The following is a 15,625-nucleotide window of genomic DNA, read 5'->3' on the forward strand; positions in this document are numbered from 1 at the left end:
CATCTCGGCGCCGCCGGTAGGTTTCGCGGGTGACGGTCGGCTGGCCGAGTACTCCGCGGACGGTGCCGGGTACTCCGGATGCGGTACGGCGGGTGCCTCCCCTGGCCCGACGCGGTGAAGGGCCTGCGGACGGCACGCTCTGAGGTATGGATGCGCTAGTTGAGGTCAGCGGGCTGACGAAGAGGTACGGCGACACCCTTGCGGTTGATGGTGTCGATCTGACGGTGCTGCCGGGCGAGGTCTACGGGTTCCTCGGGCCGAACGGCGCAGGTAAGACGACCACGCTCCGGATCCTCACCGGGCTGATCGCGCCGACGAGTGGAAGCGTGCGCGTACTCGGCGGGAAGCCAGGCCAGGCCGACGTACTGGGGCGGACCGGCTCGATGATCGAGTCGCCCGCGTTCTACCCGTACCTGTCGGGATTGGACAATCTGCGGCTGCTCGCCGAGTACGCCGGGGTGTCGCGGCAGCGGATCGACGAAGTACTTGAGCTCGTCGACCTGGCCGATCGCGCCAAGGACCGGTTCTCGACGTACTCCCTGGGGATGAAGCAGCGGCTCGGAGTCGCGGCCGCGCTGCTGAAGGACCCGGAGCTGGTGATCCTGGACGAGCCGACCAACGGGCTCGACCCGGCCGGCATGCGCGACATGCGCCGGCTGATCCGCGAGCTCGGCACCGGCGGCCGGACCGTCGTGCTGTCCAGCCACCTGCTCGGCGAGGTGCAGCAGATCTGCGACCGGGTCGGGATCATCAACTCCGGCCGGATGGTTGCCGAGCACAACGTCGACGAACTGCGCGGCGAACAGGAACTCGTCGTCCGCGCCGACCCGAAAGACCAGGCGCAGGCGATCCTGGCCCGCTTCGGCAGCGTGCACCAGTACGACGACACGCTGCGGGTGGCCGTCGATCCGGCCCGGGCCGCGGAGGTCAACAGCGTGCTGGTCGGCGCCGGGATCGCCGTGTCCGAACTGCACATGACCGAACGAGCGCTCGAAGACATCTTCTTCGAGCTCACCACGGAGGAGAAGGCCGATGTTGGGTAGCTACCGGGCGGAGCTGCTCAAGCTCCGGAAACGATCCGCGGTCTGGGTGCTGTTCGGCGCCGGGCTGGTGCTGAGCCTGATCTTCGGGTACCTGCTGCCGTACCTCGGCTACGCGACCGGCGACGACAATCCACAGACCGACGGCGTACCGCGCGCCGAGATCCTCCGCGGCATGCTCCCGGAACGGGTCATCGACAACACGATCGGCGGCTACCCGATCTTCGCCGGCGCGCTCGCACTGGTCCTGGGCGCGATCGTGATCGGCGGCGAGTACACCTGGGGAACGCTGAAGACCATCCTCACCCAGCGCCCGCGGCGCGGCACGATCCTCGGCGCACAGTTCCTCGCGCTCGGCACGATGATCGCTCTGTGGGTGCTCGGGATCTTCACGGCCTGCGCTCTGTGCAGCGTCGGCATCGCCGCGGCCGAAGACGGTTCGACCGCCTGGCCGAGCATCGGCGACCTCCTGCAAGGTCTGGCCGGCGGCTGGCTGGTCCTGATGATGTGGTGCCTGGCCGGCGCCGTCCTGGCCGTTGCCTTCCGCAACGTCGCCCTCCCGATCGGGCTGGGCGTCGTCTGGATCCTCGGCATCGAGACGCTACTGGCCGGCGTCGTCAGCAGCCTGCTCCCAAGCCTCAAATGGCTGGCCAACATCCTCCCCGGCACCAACGCCGGCTCCCTGGTCTTCGCCGTCACCGGCATGGCCACCTCCGACGCGCCACCCGGAGTACGCGACGCAGTAGACGGCGGCCGAGCCCTCCTGACCCTGTTCGCCTACTGCGCAGCCTTCGCCCTCCTATGCCTCTGGACCACCAACCGCCGAGACATCACCTGACCGACTAGCTCCTGATGCCGGCGTGGACCAGGGCTAGTTCGCAGAACATGGCGTTGGCCCAGGAGAACCATTCGCGGGTGTACTGCGTGGGGTCGTCGACGTCGAAGCCTTCGTGCATCTGGCCGGTGCCGCCCGTGGTGTCGCGGAGGAGTTCCAGCAGGCGCTGGCGTTCCTCGGCGGACGTGCTCGAGATCCCCTGCACCGCAAGGGCGATGTGCCAGATGTAGCGAGGTGGCGTGTGCGGGCTGCCGATCCCCGCCGCGTGCGTACCGCTGTAGTAGTACGGGTTCTCCGGGCTGAGCAGCAGCTGTCGCGTCGCGAGGTACGTCGGGTCGTCCGCGGCGGCGTACCCGGTGAGCGGGATCGACAACAGACTCGGCATGTTGGCGTCGTCCATCACCAACACCTCCCCCAGCCCGTCGACCTCGTACGCATACACGTGCCCGTGCACAGGATGATCGACAACGGCGTACTGCGCGATGCCCTCGTCGATCTCGGCCTTCAACGCCTTCGCGCGATCCGCCAATGGCTCGTCCCGCAGTACCTCGGTCGCGATCTCCTGCAGGTACCCGAGCACCACCGACGCGAACATGTTGCCGGGCACGTTGAAGCCCAGTTCGGTCGCGTCGTCGCTCGGGCGGAACGCGCTCCAGGACATCCCGGTCGGCCGGGTCAGTCGCCCGCGTCCTTCGCGGACGAGAGTGTCCGACGGCCGGTCGTGGTGGCGCTGGAAACGGTACGGCGACCTCGCCTCGTGGTCCTGCTCCACGGTCCACAGCTCGACGATCGCCTCGGCGGCGGCGCGGTACCGCTCGTCGATCACGTCCGCGCGACCGGTGATCCGCCACAGCCGGTACGCCAGCTCGAGCGGGAAGCACAGCGAGTCGATCTCGTACTTGCGTTCCCACACCCACGGCGACATGTCGGTCTCGTCGGTGGTGTGCCCGGCGCCGTTCGCCTCCTGGTTGAAGGCATTCGCGTACGGGTCCAGGACGACGTACTCGAGCTGCCGGTGCAGCACCCCGATCAGTGTCTCCTGCAGGCCGGGATCGTCCTTGCACAGCAGCAGGTACGGGCGCAGTTGTGCGGCGGAGTCGCGCAGCCACATCGCCGGGATGTCACCGGTGAGCACGAACGTCGTCCCGTCCGGCAGCCGCTCGGCGACCGCGGGCAGGTTCCCGGCCATCGAACGCCGGAACATCTCCGCGATCACCTCGTCGCCGGTGGACTGCTGAACAGCCGCAACGGCTCGGGCGAGGACCTCGGGGTCGATCATCAACAAATCACCTTTCAGCGACAACTGCACTGCTCTGCAACAACAAGGACGGGTTCGGCGAGAAGGTCTGGTCGAGGACGAGGCTGGCCGCGCCGATCGCGCCGACGTCCGCGCCGAGCGCCGTACCGGCGACCTCGAACGGGTGCACGGCGCGGACCAGGAAGCGGCCATCGAGCGCAGCGCGGACCGCGTCGCCGAGGACGGGGGCGAGGTGCTCCCAGTGCGGCCCGCCGAAGACCACACGCTCGAGATCCAGCAGGTTGGCGATGTCCTCCACCACCTTGGCGATCCGCGAAGCCAGCGCGACGATGATCTCCCGAGCGACCCCCGGCCCGGCCGTGGCCAGCGCACACAGCCGGGCGAACGCCGCATCGACGGCGGGCCGATCCTCGATATCGATGCCTTGGGCAAGTACTCCGGCCTGGACCGCCTGCTGCACCAGGTATCGCGGCTGGCTGGTCTCGCCGACGCATCCGCGCCGCCCGCAGTAGCAGACCGGGCCGCCGGGGTCGACGATCACGTGCCCGATCTCGCCGACGTTGCTGGACGAGCCGCGGACGATCTCGTCACCGATCACCAGCCCGGCGCCGACGCCCGTGCCGAGGTAGAAGAACAGGAAGCTGCCGCCCTGGCCGGCCCATCTCTCGGCGGATGCGGCGGCCGTGACGTCCTTGTCCAGGACGACCGGCACACCGGTCCGCTCGCGCAGTTCGTCGCGCAGCGGGACCAGATGCCAGGCGGAGAGGTTCGGCGGGTCGACGACCACGCCACGCTCGGCGTCGATCGGCCCGGGCGCGGCGATACCGACGCCGGTGACGCGATCGCGCGGTGCACCGGACGCGGCGATCACTTCCTCGATCGTCTTCGCGATGCCGTCGATGAGTACGCCGGGATCGTCGGCGTACTGGTCGACGGGCCGCCGCGCGATCACTTCGCCGGTGAGATCGAGCAGTACGACGGTGACGACGGACGGGTCGAGATGCACGCCGACGGCGTACTGGCCGGTGGGCTCGAGCTCGAGCAACATCCGCGGCTTGCCGAGGCCGGCGCCGCGCAGCCGGCCCGCCTCGCGGACGAGGCCGGCGTCGAGGAGACGGCGGGCAATGTTGGAGATGGCCTGGCCGGACAGTCCGGTGGCTTCGGCGAGCTCGACCCGGCTGAGTTGTTCGCTGCGGCGGATCGCGTCGAGGACGACGGCATCGTTGAAGCCGCCGACCCGATCGAGATTCGTGCCCCGCCGTACTGTCACCAAGCCCCCAGGTCAGTTGGCGGTCGGGTCCGCACCCCACGGACGAGACCAGTCGTAGTGGAGGGACTCTTCACCCGCCCGCCAGGCGTTGGGCGTCGAGTTCGTGAGCCAGTCGGTCGGCTCGACCCCGGATGCCGCACCACCACTGAGCGCCAAATGTATACCGTCGCGCAACGCTTGGTCCGACCGCTCGGTCCGGGCTGCTGGATCGATCGACAGGAACAGCGCCGTACCGGATCGGGCGACCAGGTCGAGGAAGCGCGCATTGAGCTCCCACGGCGTCTGCGGCGTACACGGAACGCAGTCCGCGTCGACCGCGAAGAACCGGTTGTGCTGCGGCAGCCGGAACGCGAGCGTGTTCACACCCATCTTCCGGGTCCGCTCCCAGTCCCGCCCGGATGTGTCGTCACCGGTGCGCTGGACGTCGACCAATCCGGCGGCGAGATGGCCGACAGTGTTGCAGCCGATCAGTACGACGCCCTCCGCGGCGGCCCGGATCTCCCGGTAGAACGCGAGGATGATCTCGGCCGTCGTACGCGACGTGTCGTGGAGTTGCCAGCCGCCGCGGGTCAGCCGCGAACCCATCGCCGGGCCGAACGCACCGAATACGTCGTACGTACCGAAGTCGTGCTTGACCAGCTCGAAACCCCAGCTCTTGAACCGCTGCAGATCCGCGCGCACACCGTCCAGGACCTCGGGGTACGACGGATCGAGCGCGCGACCGGGCTTGTCGTGAGGCGCCGTCGACGCCCACGGACCGGGCTCCCGGACCAGCAGCGGCCGGAACCACAGGCCCGGGCGCGCGCCGATCGCCTTGATCGCGGCCGCCGTACCCGCCATGTCGTCGAAGACGCCCGGCGTCCCGCGGTCCCAGGGGCCGCCGGAGCAGACGCCGCCCGGGTACCAGCCGTCGTCGACGACGCTGAACGGCTTGACCGGGTGACCGTCCGCCAGCTCGACGATCGTGGTCGCGTCCTGGAGGACGGCCTTCTCGTCGAAGTTCTCGCCGTACGCGTAGTACCAGTTGTTGGCCCCGACCACCGGCGCGGGCTCAGGTCGCGCCGGTAGTCGGGTGCTCATGGTGGCGACCGCTGCGTTCAGGGTCTGCCAGGGTGTGCCGCCATCCTCAATGTAACCAGTCTCGAATAGTCGCACGGTCGCTGCGGCCAGCGTCCGGCCCCTCAAGTGTGCCGGACCGCCGCCGTTGCGCAGGTCGAGCCAGAGCGTGAAACCGTCGCCGTCGACCGTCCAGGCGCAGAACGCGTTCGGCTGGACGTCCACGCCGGCGCCGGTCGTGGTCCCGGTCTGCGGGTCGTGGACGAGGAAGTACCACGGCAGCAGGCGCTCGGGTTGCACGTGCCGCCACTGCAGGTCGCCGTACGAGCGTTCCCAGGCGTCACCGAGGATCAGCGCGCTGGCCGGGAGCCGCTCGGTCCAGCGGAGCGCGACGCGGGAGATCGTCGTCGCGGTGACGTCGACGGCGCCGTCGTTCCAGGTGACCTCAGCGCCCGCGGCCGACCAGGTCGGGCCTGATCTGACCGCGGCGGTCAACCCGTCCGAGAGATCCGACTGGACGAAAACAGCACTCGGTTCTCTCACCTGGCTCCCTCGGGCGGTTTACTTTCCCCACAGACTTTAGTTAGTGCTTCTCGGGCCGGTCAAGGCGGCTACCGCGGCGACGAGACGGTCGACATCCGACTGGTCCGTGTACGGCGCGAGGCCGGCCCGGACGGCTCCGGCCGGGCCGAGGCCGAGGTGACGGGCGACCTCGTACGCGTAGAACGAGCCGGCCGGTGCGTTCACGCCGGCCTTCGCGAGCTGCTCGGCGACGGCGGCCGGGCTATGACCGTCCACACTGAAGAGCAGGGTCGGCGTCCGGTGGGCGGCGTGTCCGTAGAGCGTGATGCCAGGGATCGCAGCGAGACGGGACTCGAGATCATCGCGCAGGTTGTCCTCGTACTCCTCGACCAGCTCGAGCGAGCTGACGAGTCGCTCCCGACGAGTGGAGCCGGCCCCGCCGAGGCCGGCCAAGAAGTCGACAGCCGCGGTCGTGCCGGCCAGCAGCTCGTACGGCAGCGTGCCGAACTCGAAGCGCTCCGGTACGCCGTTCGACGACGGCATGAGCTTGTCAGGCTCGAGCGTCTCGAGCAGCTCCGGCGCGGCGGTCAGCGTGCCCAGGTGCGGCCCGAAGAACTTGTACGGCGAGCAGACGTAGAAGTCGGCGTACTCCGCGTCGATCGGCACGTGAGCGGTGAGGTGCACTCCGTCGACGTAGATCAGCGCACCGGCCTCGTGCACCTGGTCGGCCAGCTTGTGCATGTCAGGGCGGGTGCCAAGCAGGTTGGAGGCGCCGGTGACCGCGACCAGGCGGGTGCGGTCGGTGAGCAATGGGCCGAGGTCGTCCAGCTCGGAGGTCTCGGGGTCGAAGCCGAGCCACTTGATCGTGGCGCCGGCGGCCTCGGCGGCCTGTACCCACGGGCGGACGTTCGCGTCGTGGTCGAGGCGGGTGACGATCACCTCGTCACCCTCGGACCAGGTCTTGGCGAGGGTGCGGGAGAAGTCGTAGGTCAGCTGGGTCATGCTGCGACCGAAGACGATGCCCTGCGCGGTCGTGCCGAGCAGGTCGGTCATCGCTGCGCGCGCACCGGCGACGATCTCGTCGGCGCGGCGCTCGGCGGCGGTCAGCTGACCGCGGTTCGCCAGCGCCGAGGTCATGGTTCTCGCCACCGCGTCGGCGACGGCTTGCGGAGTCTGCGAGCCGCCGGGGCCGTCGAAGTGCGCGGCTCCCTCGTCGAGCGCGGGGAACTGCTTGCGGACCGCGACCACATCGAAGGCACTCATGAGCGTCATCCTCTCTCGCCCCTGACAGTCGCCGCTATGTGCTGTCCATTACTGGCGACCAGCTGCCCGAATACGGATAAAAATCTCCGGAATGTCCGGGACGTAGTGCAGGATGTCAGGAGTGAGTACCGTAACGACTCCTGACAAGGCCCCGGTGCGGGCCTGGCTTCCGGTGATGCTGGCCCTGGCCGCGATCTGGGGCTGCAGCTTCCTGTTCATCTCGATCGGCGTGCGGGAGTTGCCGCCCCTCTACCTGGCGCTCGGGCGGGTGATCGCGGGGTCCGTCGTACTGCTCGCGATCCTGGTGCTGAAGCGTGAGGCGCTGCCGCGCGATCCGCGGATCTGGGCGCACTCGTTCGTGGCCGGCGCGATCGGCTCCGCAATCCCGTGGACGCTGTTCGGGTACGGCGAGGAGCGGATCCCGTCCCTGCTGGCCGGCATCTGGAACGGGATCACCCCGCTGATCGTGCTGCCGATCGCGGTCCTGATCTTCCGGACCGAGGTGTTCTCGGCGCAACGGGTGACCGGGCTGCTGATCGGGTTCGCCGGCATGCTCGTCGTACTGGGCGCCTGGCGGATCGAGGGCGGCGCCGACCTGGTCGGGCAGGGGCTGTGCATGCTCGCGGCGATCTTCTACGGGCTCGCGATCCCTTACCAGAAACGGTTCCTGGCCGGGACGACGTTGTCCGGTACGGCGCTGTCGGCGACCTTGTTGCTGTGCGCAACCGTCCAGCTCGCCGTCGTCGCACCGCTCGTCACCCGGCAGGCCCCGCCCGCGCCGTGGTCGTTGTCGGTCGAGGTGGTGCTGAGCGTTCTCGCCCTGGGTGCGCTGGGCAGCGGGCTGGCCTTCGTGCTCAACATGCGCAACATCCGGCTGATCGGCGCGAGCCGCTCGTCGATGGTCACGTACCTGATGCCGATCTTCTCGATCCTGGTCGGCGTGATCGTCCTGCACGAACACATCACCTGGTACCAACCCGTCGGCGGCCTCATCGTCCTGCTCGGCGTCGCGGTCTCCCAAGGCCTCGTCGCGACGCTGCGCCGCAAGGATCTCGTCGCGGCTCAGGCGCCCGCCCACTGACTCTCGCGGATCGCCAGGCCATCACAATCCCATCGCCCGGCCGCGCCACCGCGTGGCTCCCCGGCCGCGCGCCGATTGTGATGGCCTGGGGATCCGCCACCCCCGAGTTCCTCCGCGGGGCCGGCGGCTCGGAGCTAGTGGCGGCGGAGGTTGGGGACGGCTGCGACGACGACCGCGGCCAGCGCGAGGAGCGTGCCGGCGACGACCGGGGCCGTCACCGGCTTGTCCGCGACGGGGACGAAGATGTCGATGAACAGGCTGGCGATGAGCTGACCGGCGATCGTGCCGAGGCCGAGCACGAAGACGCCGACCACGCGGACCACGGCGGCTGCCGCGCTGATGAAGATGACGCCGCACGCCCCACCGAAGTACAGCCAGGGCTCGCTGGGTAGGTGGCGCGGCGCGCCGCGGAATGCGAGGTCGACGAGGAAGACGACCAGCAGGGCCGTGAAACCGACCAGGAAGTTGACCACGCCGGCCGCGACCGCGCCGTACGCGTCGGACGAGGCGGTCCGCGCGACGCGACCGTTGATCGCCTGCTGCACGGCGGTGCCGACGCCGCCGAGCGCGGGGAGGACGGCGAGCAGCAGGCCGTCGGGGTGACTCACCTGCCCAGATACCGCCAGCCCCACCGCGACCAGCGCGATCGCGGCACCGATTACACGGATGGCGGTGAGCGGCTGCGGGCCGGCCGGGCCGAAGCCGAGACGGTCGACGACCAGGCTGCTGATCGCCTGACCGGCCACGCCCGCCACCAGGAACACCGCGACGCCGATCACGGACACGGTGATCGACTGCGTCGCGACCAGGAACGCGCCGGCGAGCCCACCGAGGCACTGCCACCAGCGCAGACCGCCGTACCCGCGCATCGGCGTCCTGATCGTCCGCCAGACCCGACCGAGTGCGCGCCGGACCGGCGGGACCACGGCGGTCGCGACCAGCAGGATCAGCAGCCCGGTACCGAACGAGATCAGCGCCGCCGGGATGCCGTCGCCCAGGATGCCGCCGAGCTCGCCGTTCAACCGCGACTGCACGGCGACCAGCATGCCGATCCCGAACGCCGAGACCAGACCGACGACATGGTGCTGCCGGGTCGGGGCGGCGGGGCGGGTGGCGGTTGTTGTCACCTCACCATCATGACCGTCCGGCTTGTAGCGCCTGACAGCAGGTCCGCATCATGACCGGCGGATCAGCGCCAGGTACATCGCGTCGGTGCCTTGGAGATGCGGCCACAGCTGGACGTCCGGGCCGTCGCCCAGATCCGGTACGCCGGGGAACAGCGGGCGTGCGTCCTCGAGGGAGGCGTCGTCGCGCCGATCGAGGACGGCGTCGACCACCGCCCGCGTCTCGTCGGGATGCGGTGAGCAGGTGACGTACGCGACCACTCCGCCCGGACGGACCGAGGTGATCGCGGAGTCGAGCAAGGCCTCTTGGAGCGGGCGCAGTTCGACGACGTCTTCCGGCGTACGGCGCCAGCGGGCTTCCGGCCGGCGCCGTAGCGCACCGAGTCCGCTGCAGGGCACATCGGCGAGCACACGGTCGAACGAGCCGGCCGGCCAGGTCGGCTTGGTCCCGTCTCCCACGAGCACCTTGTGGTTGCCGGGGATCGCGCGCAGGTTGGCGCGGACCAGTTCGGCGCGGTGCTTGAGCGGCTCGACCGCGGTCAGCTGCCCGTCGCGCTCCTGCACAAGCGCCGCAAGCAACGCCGACTTCCCGCCCGGCCCGGCGCACAGGTCGAGCCAGTTGGCGTCATCCCCGTCGACCTTCGCCGAAGCCAGCGCGATCGCAACCAGTTGCGACCCTTCGTCCTGCACACCGGCCCGCCCGGTCGCCACCGCATCGATCCGCCCCGGATCACCTCCACCCTCGAGCACGGCGCCGTACGCCGACCACCGCGCCGGCGTTGCTCCGGCGGCAACCAACTCGTCCAGGTCAGCGACACCGGGCCGGGCGACAAGCGTCACCCGGGGAGGCTCGTTGTCAGCAGCGAGCAGGTGCTCAAGCTCGTCCACGGCTGCACCCGGCGGGGCAGCACCAGGCCCATCGGTGAGGGCCCGGTCGAAAGCCTCGATGACCCAGCGAGGATGCGCGTCCGCGACCGCCAGGTATCCGAGCGGGTCTTCGTCCGGCGTGGGCGCCACCGTGGAGATCCACTGGTCCAGTGTGCGTTGGCTGATTTTGCGGAGTACGGCGTTGACGAGGCCGGTGCGCTTCTGGCCGAGTTCGGAGCGGGTCAGGGTGACCATCTCGTTCACGGCGGCGTACGAGTCGACTCGCATGTTGAGTAGTTGGTGGGTGCCGAGGCGGAGCAGGTCGAGGAGCTCGGGGTCGAGATCGGCGAGCGGGCGGGAGACGCTCCGCGCCAGGAACGCGTCGTACGTGCCCTGCCAACGCAACGTCCCGTGCACGAGCTCGGTGCAGAATGCGGCGTCCCGACCCGACAGCCGGGCGTCCCGGAGCGCCTTGTTGAGTGCGAGGTTCGCGTAGGCGCCCTCGCCCGTCACCTGCCGGATGACCCGGAACGCCACCTGCCGAACCCGATCCGGCCGGACCTGCGGCGCGCGATTACGCGGCGACCGATCACTCACCGGGACGGTCCCAACCGATCCTCATCGGTGAGGCGGATGCCTCGGGCCCAGTCGGCCGCGGCCATCGGCTTCTTGCCCTGCGGCTGCACCGTCACCAACTCGACCGCGCGACTCCCCGTCCCGGCCTTCACGCTCGACTTCGTCGCCTGCAGCTCGCCGGGCTTCAACTCGTCGTCGGTCAGCCGTACGGCGAGCACCTTCAGCCGCTCGCCCCGGAACGTCGTCCACGCACCCGGCGCCGGGTTGCACCCACGCACCAGCCGATCCATCCGCTGCGCCGGCGCGCTGAGATCCAGCTCGGCATCCTCGACGGTGATCTTCGGCGCGAGCGTCACGCCGTCGGCCGGCTGCTCCCGCGCCTCCAGCACACCGGCTTCGATCCCGTCCAACGTGTCGACCAGGAGCTTCGAACCCGACACGGCCAGCCGGTGCAACAGATCGCCCGAGGTGTCCGAGGGCCCGATCGGCTCCGTGAGTACGCCGAACACCGGGCCGGCGTCGAGCGCCTTCACGATCCGGAACGTGCTCGCGCCGGTGACGTCGTCGCCCGCGATGATCGAGTGCTGCACGGGCGCGGCCCCACGCCACGCGGGCAGCACCGAGAAGTGCAGGTTCACCCAGCCGTGCTGCGGGATGTCGAGCGCCGCCTGCGGCAGCAGTCCGCCGTACGCGACGACCGGGCAACAGTCCGGCGCAATCTCCCGCATCCGGGCCAGGAACTCCGGATCGCTCGGCTTGACCGGCTTCAGGATCTCGATCCCGCCGAGCTCCTCGGCGTACTGCGCGACCGGTGAGGCGACCAGCTTCCGCCCACGGCCGGCCGGTGCATCGGGCCGGGTGACGACGCCGACGAGTTCGTGGCGGCTGGCAACGATCGCCTCGAGTGCGGTGACAGCTGGTTCCGGCGTACCGGCGAAGACGATTCTCACAGGCCGAATCCGTTCGTGGGGTGGGGCGAGACCTTGATCTGCGGACGGCCGGTCAGGCCGGACCACTCCGCCTCGCGGATCGCCTTCATCGCCTGTTTGCGGGTCTCCCGGTCCAGGCGGTCGACGAACAGGACGCCGTCCAGGTGGTCGGTCTCGTGCTGGATGCAGCGGGCGAGCAGGTCCGAGCCCTCGATCACCACCGGGTCGCCGTACATGTTGAAGCCCTTGGCGATCACCGACTGGGCGCGGCGGCAGTCGAAGCTCAGGCCGGGGATCGACAGGCAGCCCTCGGGGCCGAACTGCTCGTCGGCCGACAGCGACAGCTCCGGGTTGATCAGGTGCCCGAGCTCGCCCTCGACGTGGTACGTGAACACCCGCAGCCCGACGCCGATCTGCGGCGCGGCCAGGCCGGACCCGGGCGCCTCCTGCATGGTGTCGGTCAGGTCCGCGACCAGGCGGCGCAGCTCGGCGTCGAAGTCGACGACCAGCTCGGCCTTCGTGATCAGCACGGGGTCGCCGAACAGGCGGATGGGTTGGACCGACACAGACTCTCCACACAGGTTCCACGAGCAGGACCGGGCAAGTCTAGTTGGCCGGTCCGGCGGAATCTGGTGGGAGGCCCCTCCACATTGTTGCCACAAGCACGTACTGTGGTCTCAGGCGTACCCTCAGTCACTGCCGTCACACGCCGCTCGGGAGACCCAATGCTCACTGCAGCACGGGGGGCAACTCTGATCCTCCTGGGTGCACTGCTTGCGCAGGCACCCCTCACTGCCCAGGCCTACCAACCCCGCGAGCCCGAGTACTCCGGGCCGCCGTCCGGGGCGACCGCGTCCACGACGCCCACCCCCACCTCTGCGCCGACCACTGCGCCCACATCTGCGCCCACCGCGACGCCCACCCCCGGGCCCACCTCGACGCCCACTGTGACGCCGACGAGCACGCCGACCGCCAGTCAGCCGGTCGCGGAGCCGGCGGCGCGGTCGTGGAGCGAGGTGGTGAAGCAGGTGACGGAGACGTCGCCGGGTGATCTGCAGGTGCGGTCCGCGGACACGTCCGAGCAGGCCGAGTCCATGCTCAGGTGCTTCAAGCTCGACACCGAGAACTACTGCCTCGGACTCGGGTTCGTCGACAAGGTCCCGACGGGTGCGCAGTTGCAGCAGCTCGTGAGCCCGCCCAGCCTGCGCGCGGCGGACGAGGTCGGGGTCGAGCAGGACATCCCGACCGGCGATCTCACCCCGGCCGCATTCGTCGCCCAGCGCGCCGCGATGCCGAAGAGCACCCGCGTCTCCGCCGAGCTCGACGAGATGCAGGCGGCCTGGAACGGCCGCGAGAAGGCCCGCGAGCTGCGCGAGCTGGTTGCCGCCAACACACCTCCGGTGAACCCGCAGGAGCCGGGCAGCTCGCCGAGCCGGCAAGCACCGGGCGAAGGAACGGCTGCGCCAACACCCACCACGACACCGACCGTGACGCCTACGCGGACTGCGCCGACGGTCGGGCCGTCCAAGCCGGTGCCGCCGCAGACTCCGGCTGCTCCGGTGAAGACGCCGGCATCGGCGTACATCATGAAGGGGTTCCAGACCTCGCAGGAGAAGGGGTACTGGTGCGGGCCGGCGACGTTCCAGTCGATCGACTGGGCCGACGACAACCAGAAGGACACCCAGGCGTCGTGGGCCAAGGACCTCGGCTCGACCACAGGCGGTACGGCGATCTCCGCGATGGTGAAGCAGACCAACGTGAAGACCGCCTGGCCGAAGGTCGCCGGCACCTACGTCGTGCAGAACGTCTCGGACTGGAACGCGCAGACGTTCTTCACCGTCCACCAGAAGCACCTCGGCGTCTACAAGGCCCCGGTGATCGAGCACGTGCAGCTGCTGAAGCGGTACTTCCCGTACCTCGCCTTCAACCACAGCGGGCACTACCAGGTCGGCCGCGGGTACGACAAGGCGAACGGCACGATCGCGATCTTCGAGGTGTTCAACGAACGCCGGTTCAACAGCCGCGGCAACGTCACCGACGGCCCGCGGAACATCCCGGCCAGCGCGCTCTTCAACGCCACGCTGGCCAACTCGTTCCAGAACATCGGGTTGTGATGCGTCGCCGTACGGTTGCCGCAGGCACCCTTCTCGTCCTGGCCCTGGCCGGCTGCTCGTCCACCTCGAAGGACAGCAGCCCGCCTCCGGCCACCACACCGACACCGAAGCCGACACCGTCGGCCACCCCGACCTCACCAGGCCGGCCGACGGACAGCGGTACGGCGATCCCGGTCTGGGCGAGCGTCCTTCGGCAACCGGTCGACGGCCAGCACCTCGTCACCCAGCAACGCAGGTACGTCGTGACCCGCGGCAGCGACGAGGCCGGTACGACGACCATCACCAGCCGCACCAGCAAGAAGGCCGTCGTCCGCCACGTCCCCGCGACCGGGTTCGTCGCCCAGTCCCCCGTCGTCATCGATGACCACTGGGCCCTGATCGAGGACATCCGCTCGGACGGTCCGGATCCGCAGATCAGGGTGTTCCGCTATGACCTCAGCACCGGCAAGGCCGCGTCATCCGCCGCACTGCCACCGGTCTCGGAGCCCGAGATCGGCGCGTACGACGGCACGTTCGCCTACAGTTCGACCGACGCGAAGAACCGCTCGTGCCTGATCGTCGCCGACCTCGCGACCCTCAGGTCCCACCCGGTCACCTGTGTCGATGCTCCCGGCTACGTCGCCGATCCGGTCGTGTCGGCCGACACCGTCACCTTCAGCGAGATCGCCGCGCCGGAGACCGCACGCCGCTGCAAGCGCATCCTCTCCGCCTCGCTGTCCAGCGGCACGGCGCAACCGGTGCCCGCGGCAACCAACTGCATCCAGTGGAGCGGTGCGTCGTTGCGCGGCGCAACGGTGTGGTCCGAGGTCGCCGCCGCGGACCCGGACCAGTACCAGAGCAAGGCGTACATCCGTGAGTCCGGCGACTCCCCCGCCCGGCCGCTCGGCACCGTCGTCACCGACACGATCCTTGCCTGCGGCAACTGGATCCTCTGGGAGACCCGCACCGTCAGCGCGACCGGTGAGGAGACCTACCAGATCAACCGCTGGCGACCCGGTCTCGCCGCCCCACAACGCATGTACGCCGCCAAACCCGGCGTCGCCCTCACCCCGATGACGTGTCAGGACAACACGGTGTACGTCGAAGCGGCGTACCTCGCGAGCACGCCGACGTACACGGAAACGATCGCCGCGCCGGTCTAGCGCCAAGCGTGCCGGATCCGCACCTTGCCGAACCCGACCGCTCCGGTGATCCGGATCCGCGGACCGGTGCCGGTGGACATCCGCGGCGGCTTGTACTGCGAGTCCTTCCAGGTGGTGTGCAGACCCTCGATCTCGACGACGGCGTTGCGCGGCACCCGGATCTTCGCACCGCCGGTGCCGAGCTTGAGCTCGATGTCGACCTCCTGGTGCTCGAAGATCGCCCGGGACAGGTCGAGCCGGACCCGGCCGAACGCGGACTGCACCTTCAGCCTCCGCGGGACCCGCCAGACGCCGACGCGGGTGATCCGCCCGGACGCGGCGCCGATGGTCGCGGAGCGGCCCGGGTCCGGCGCCGGCAGCGATGCCAGGGCCCGCTGGATGTCCTGCCGGGTCCTGGCGCTGAGCACCTGGTGCAGGCGGGCGTCCATCTCCTCGTGCGTGAGGATCCCGTCCGTGTAGGCCTCCTGCACGCGTCGCACAGCGGCATCGCGGTCCACGTCCACGATTGCGGGCGAGCGGTCTTCAGGTACGGACGTCACCAAACCACT

General features: G+C 69.8%; 14 protein-coding genes. 5 read left to right on the forward strand and 9 right to left on the reverse strand.

The annotated features are described in order from the left end of the window. Positions 1-146 precede the first annotated feature (146 nt). A complete protein-coding gene (locus tag OHA18_RS39800; protein ID WP_329000579.1) occupies positions 147-1,043 on the forward strand; it encodes an ABC transporter ATP-binding protein in 897 nt (298 codons plus the stop codon). Continuing rightward, positions 1,033-1,878, forward strand: coding sequence for an ABC transporter permease (locus OHA18_RS39805; RefSeq protein ID WP_329000580.1), 846 nt, complete (start codon positions 1,033-1,035; stop codon positions 1,876-1,878). Before OHA18_RS39800 ends, OHA18_RS39805 begins: the two co-directional genes overlap by 11 nt. Positions 1,879-1,882: 4 nt before the next feature. Here OHA18_RS39805 and OHA18_RS39810 read toward each other — a convergent pair whose 3' ends face one another. The 4 genes from OHA18_RS39810 to OHA18_RS39825 are packed head-to-tail and all read right to left on the reverse strand — an operon-like array spanning position 1,883 to position 7,244. Next, positions 1,883-3,154: a glycoside hydrolase family 125 protein gene (locus OHA18_RS39810; protein ID WP_329000581.1), complete on the reverse strand. Its 1,272-nt coding sequence runs from the start codon at positions 3,152-3,154 to the stop codon at positions 1,883-1,885. Between the two features lie 7 nt (positions 3,155-3,161). Continuing rightward, a complete protein-coding gene (locus OHA18_RS39815) occupies positions 3,162-4,403 on the reverse strand; it encodes an ROK family transcriptional regulator (protein WP_329000582.1) in 1,242 nt (413 codons plus the stop codon). A 12-nt stretch (positions 4,404-4,415) separates the two neighbouring features. Continuing rightward, positions 4,416-6,002, reverse strand: a complete 1,587-nt coding sequence (locus tag OHA18_RS39820; RefSeq protein ID WP_329000583.1) for a hypothetical protein — start codon at positions 6,000-6,002, stop codon at positions 4,416-4,418. Positions 6,003-6,038: 36 nt separating this feature from the next. Further along, positions 6,039-7,244 carry a cysteine desulfurase-like protein gene (locus tag OHA18_RS39825; RefSeq protein WP_329000584.1) on the reverse strand — a complete coding sequence of 402 codons (1,206 nt, stop codon included), beginning with the start codon at positions 7,242-7,244 and terminating at the stop codon, positions 6,039-6,041. Positions 7,245-7,365: 121 nt separating this feature from the next. Here OHA18_RS39825 and OHA18_RS39830 point away from each other — a divergent pair, with 121 nt between their 5' ends. Further along, complete coding sequence (locus OHA18_RS39830) at positions 7,366-8,325, forward strand: DMT family transporter (RefSeq protein ID WP_329000585.1); 960 nt, start codon at positions 7,366-7,368, stop codon at positions 8,323-8,325. A gap of 134 nt (positions 8,326-8,459) precedes the next feature. Here the strand turns inward: OHA18_RS39830 and OHA18_RS39835 are convergent, their stop codons facing one another. The 4 genes from OHA18_RS39835 to def are packed head-to-tail and all read right to left on the reverse strand — an operon-like array spanning position 8,460 to position 12,387. Continuing rightward, on the reverse strand, positions 8,460-9,452 hold the full coding sequence (locus OHA18_RS39835; RefSeq protein ID WP_329000586.1) for a DMT family transporter: 993 nt from the start codon (positions 9,450-9,452) through the stop codon (positions 8,460-8,462). A 48-nt stretch (positions 9,453-9,500) separates the two neighbouring features. Then, positions 9,501-10,913, reverse strand: coding sequence for an RsmB/NOP family class I SAM-dependent RNA methyltransferase (locus OHA18_RS39840; RefSeq protein ID WP_329000587.1), 1,413 nt, complete (start codon positions 10,911-10,913; stop codon positions 9,501-9,503). After that, on the reverse strand, positions 10,910-11,842 hold the full coding sequence (fmt, locus tag OHA18_RS39845; RefSeq protein ID WP_329000588.1) for a methionyl-tRNA formyltransferase: 933 nt from the start codon (positions 11,840-11,842) through the stop codon (positions 10,910-10,912). Before fmt ends, OHA18_RS39840 begins: the two co-directional genes overlap by 4 nt. Beyond that, a complete protein-coding gene (gene def, locus OHA18_RS39850) occupies positions 11,839-12,387 on the reverse strand; it encodes a peptide deformylase (protein WP_329000589.1) in 549 nt (182 codons plus the stop codon). Before def ends, fmt begins: the two co-directional genes overlap by 4 nt. 159 nt (positions 12,388-12,546) lie before the next feature. On the opposite strand from def, the gene OHA18_RS39855 reads away from it, so the two are divergent. Both OHA18_RS39855 and OHA18_RS39860 read left to right on the forward strand, forming a co-directional pair. Then, complete coding sequence (locus OHA18_RS39855) at positions 12,547-13,935, forward strand: C39 family peptidase (protein WP_329000590.1); 1,389 nt, start codon at positions 12,547-12,549, stop codon at positions 13,933-13,935. Beyond that, positions 13,935-15,077, forward strand: coding sequence for a hypothetical protein (locus OHA18_RS39860; protein ID WP_329006204.1), 1,143 nt, complete (start codon positions 13,935-13,937; stop codon positions 15,075-15,077). Before OHA18_RS39855 ends, OHA18_RS39860 begins: the two co-directional genes overlap by 1 nt. Here OHA18_RS39860 and OHA18_RS39865 read toward each other — a convergent pair. After that, positions 15,074-15,616 carry a DUF1707 SHOCT-like domain-containing protein gene (locus OHA18_RS39865; protein ID WP_329000591.1) on the reverse strand — a complete coding sequence of 181 codons (543 nt, stop codon included), beginning with the start codon at positions 15,614-15,616 and terminating at the stop codon, positions 15,074-15,076. The genes OHA18_RS39860 and OHA18_RS39865 overlap by 4 nt on opposite strands. Positions 15,617-15,625: the final 9 nt, after the last annotated feature.

Source organism: Kribbella sp. NBC_00709 (genome assembly GCF_036226565.1).
Lineage (GTDB): Bacteria > Actinomycetota > Actinomycetes > Propionibacteriales > Kribbellaceae > Kribbella.

Bases quoted from the DNA above. Each gene is read 5' to 3' on its own strand.
- OHA18_RS39855 (WP_329000590.1), top strand. From the start codon at position 12,547: ATGCTCACTGCAGCACGGGGGGCAACTCTGATCCTCCTGGGTGCACTG.
- OHA18_RS39800 (WP_329000579.1), top strand. From the start codon at position 147: ATGGATGCGCTAGTTGAGGTCAGCGGGCTGACGAAGAGGTACGGCGAC.
- OHA18_RS39825 (WP_329000584.1), bottom strand. From the start codon at position 7,244: ATGAGTGCCTTCGATGTGGTCGCGGTCCGCAAGCAGTTCCCCGCGCTC.
- OHA18_RS39810 (WP_329000581.1), bottom strand. From the start codon at position 3,154: ATGATCGACCCCGAGGTCCTCGCCCGAGCCGTTGCGGCTGTTCAGCAG.
- OHA18_RS39860 (WP_329006204.1), top strand. From the start codon at position 13,935: ATGCGTCGCCGTACGGTTGCCGCAGGCACCCTTCTCGTCCTGGCCCTG.
- OHA18_RS39805 (WP_329000580.1), top strand. From the start codon at position 1,033: ATGTTGGGTAGCTACCGGGCGGAGCTGCTCAAGCTCCGGAAACGATCC.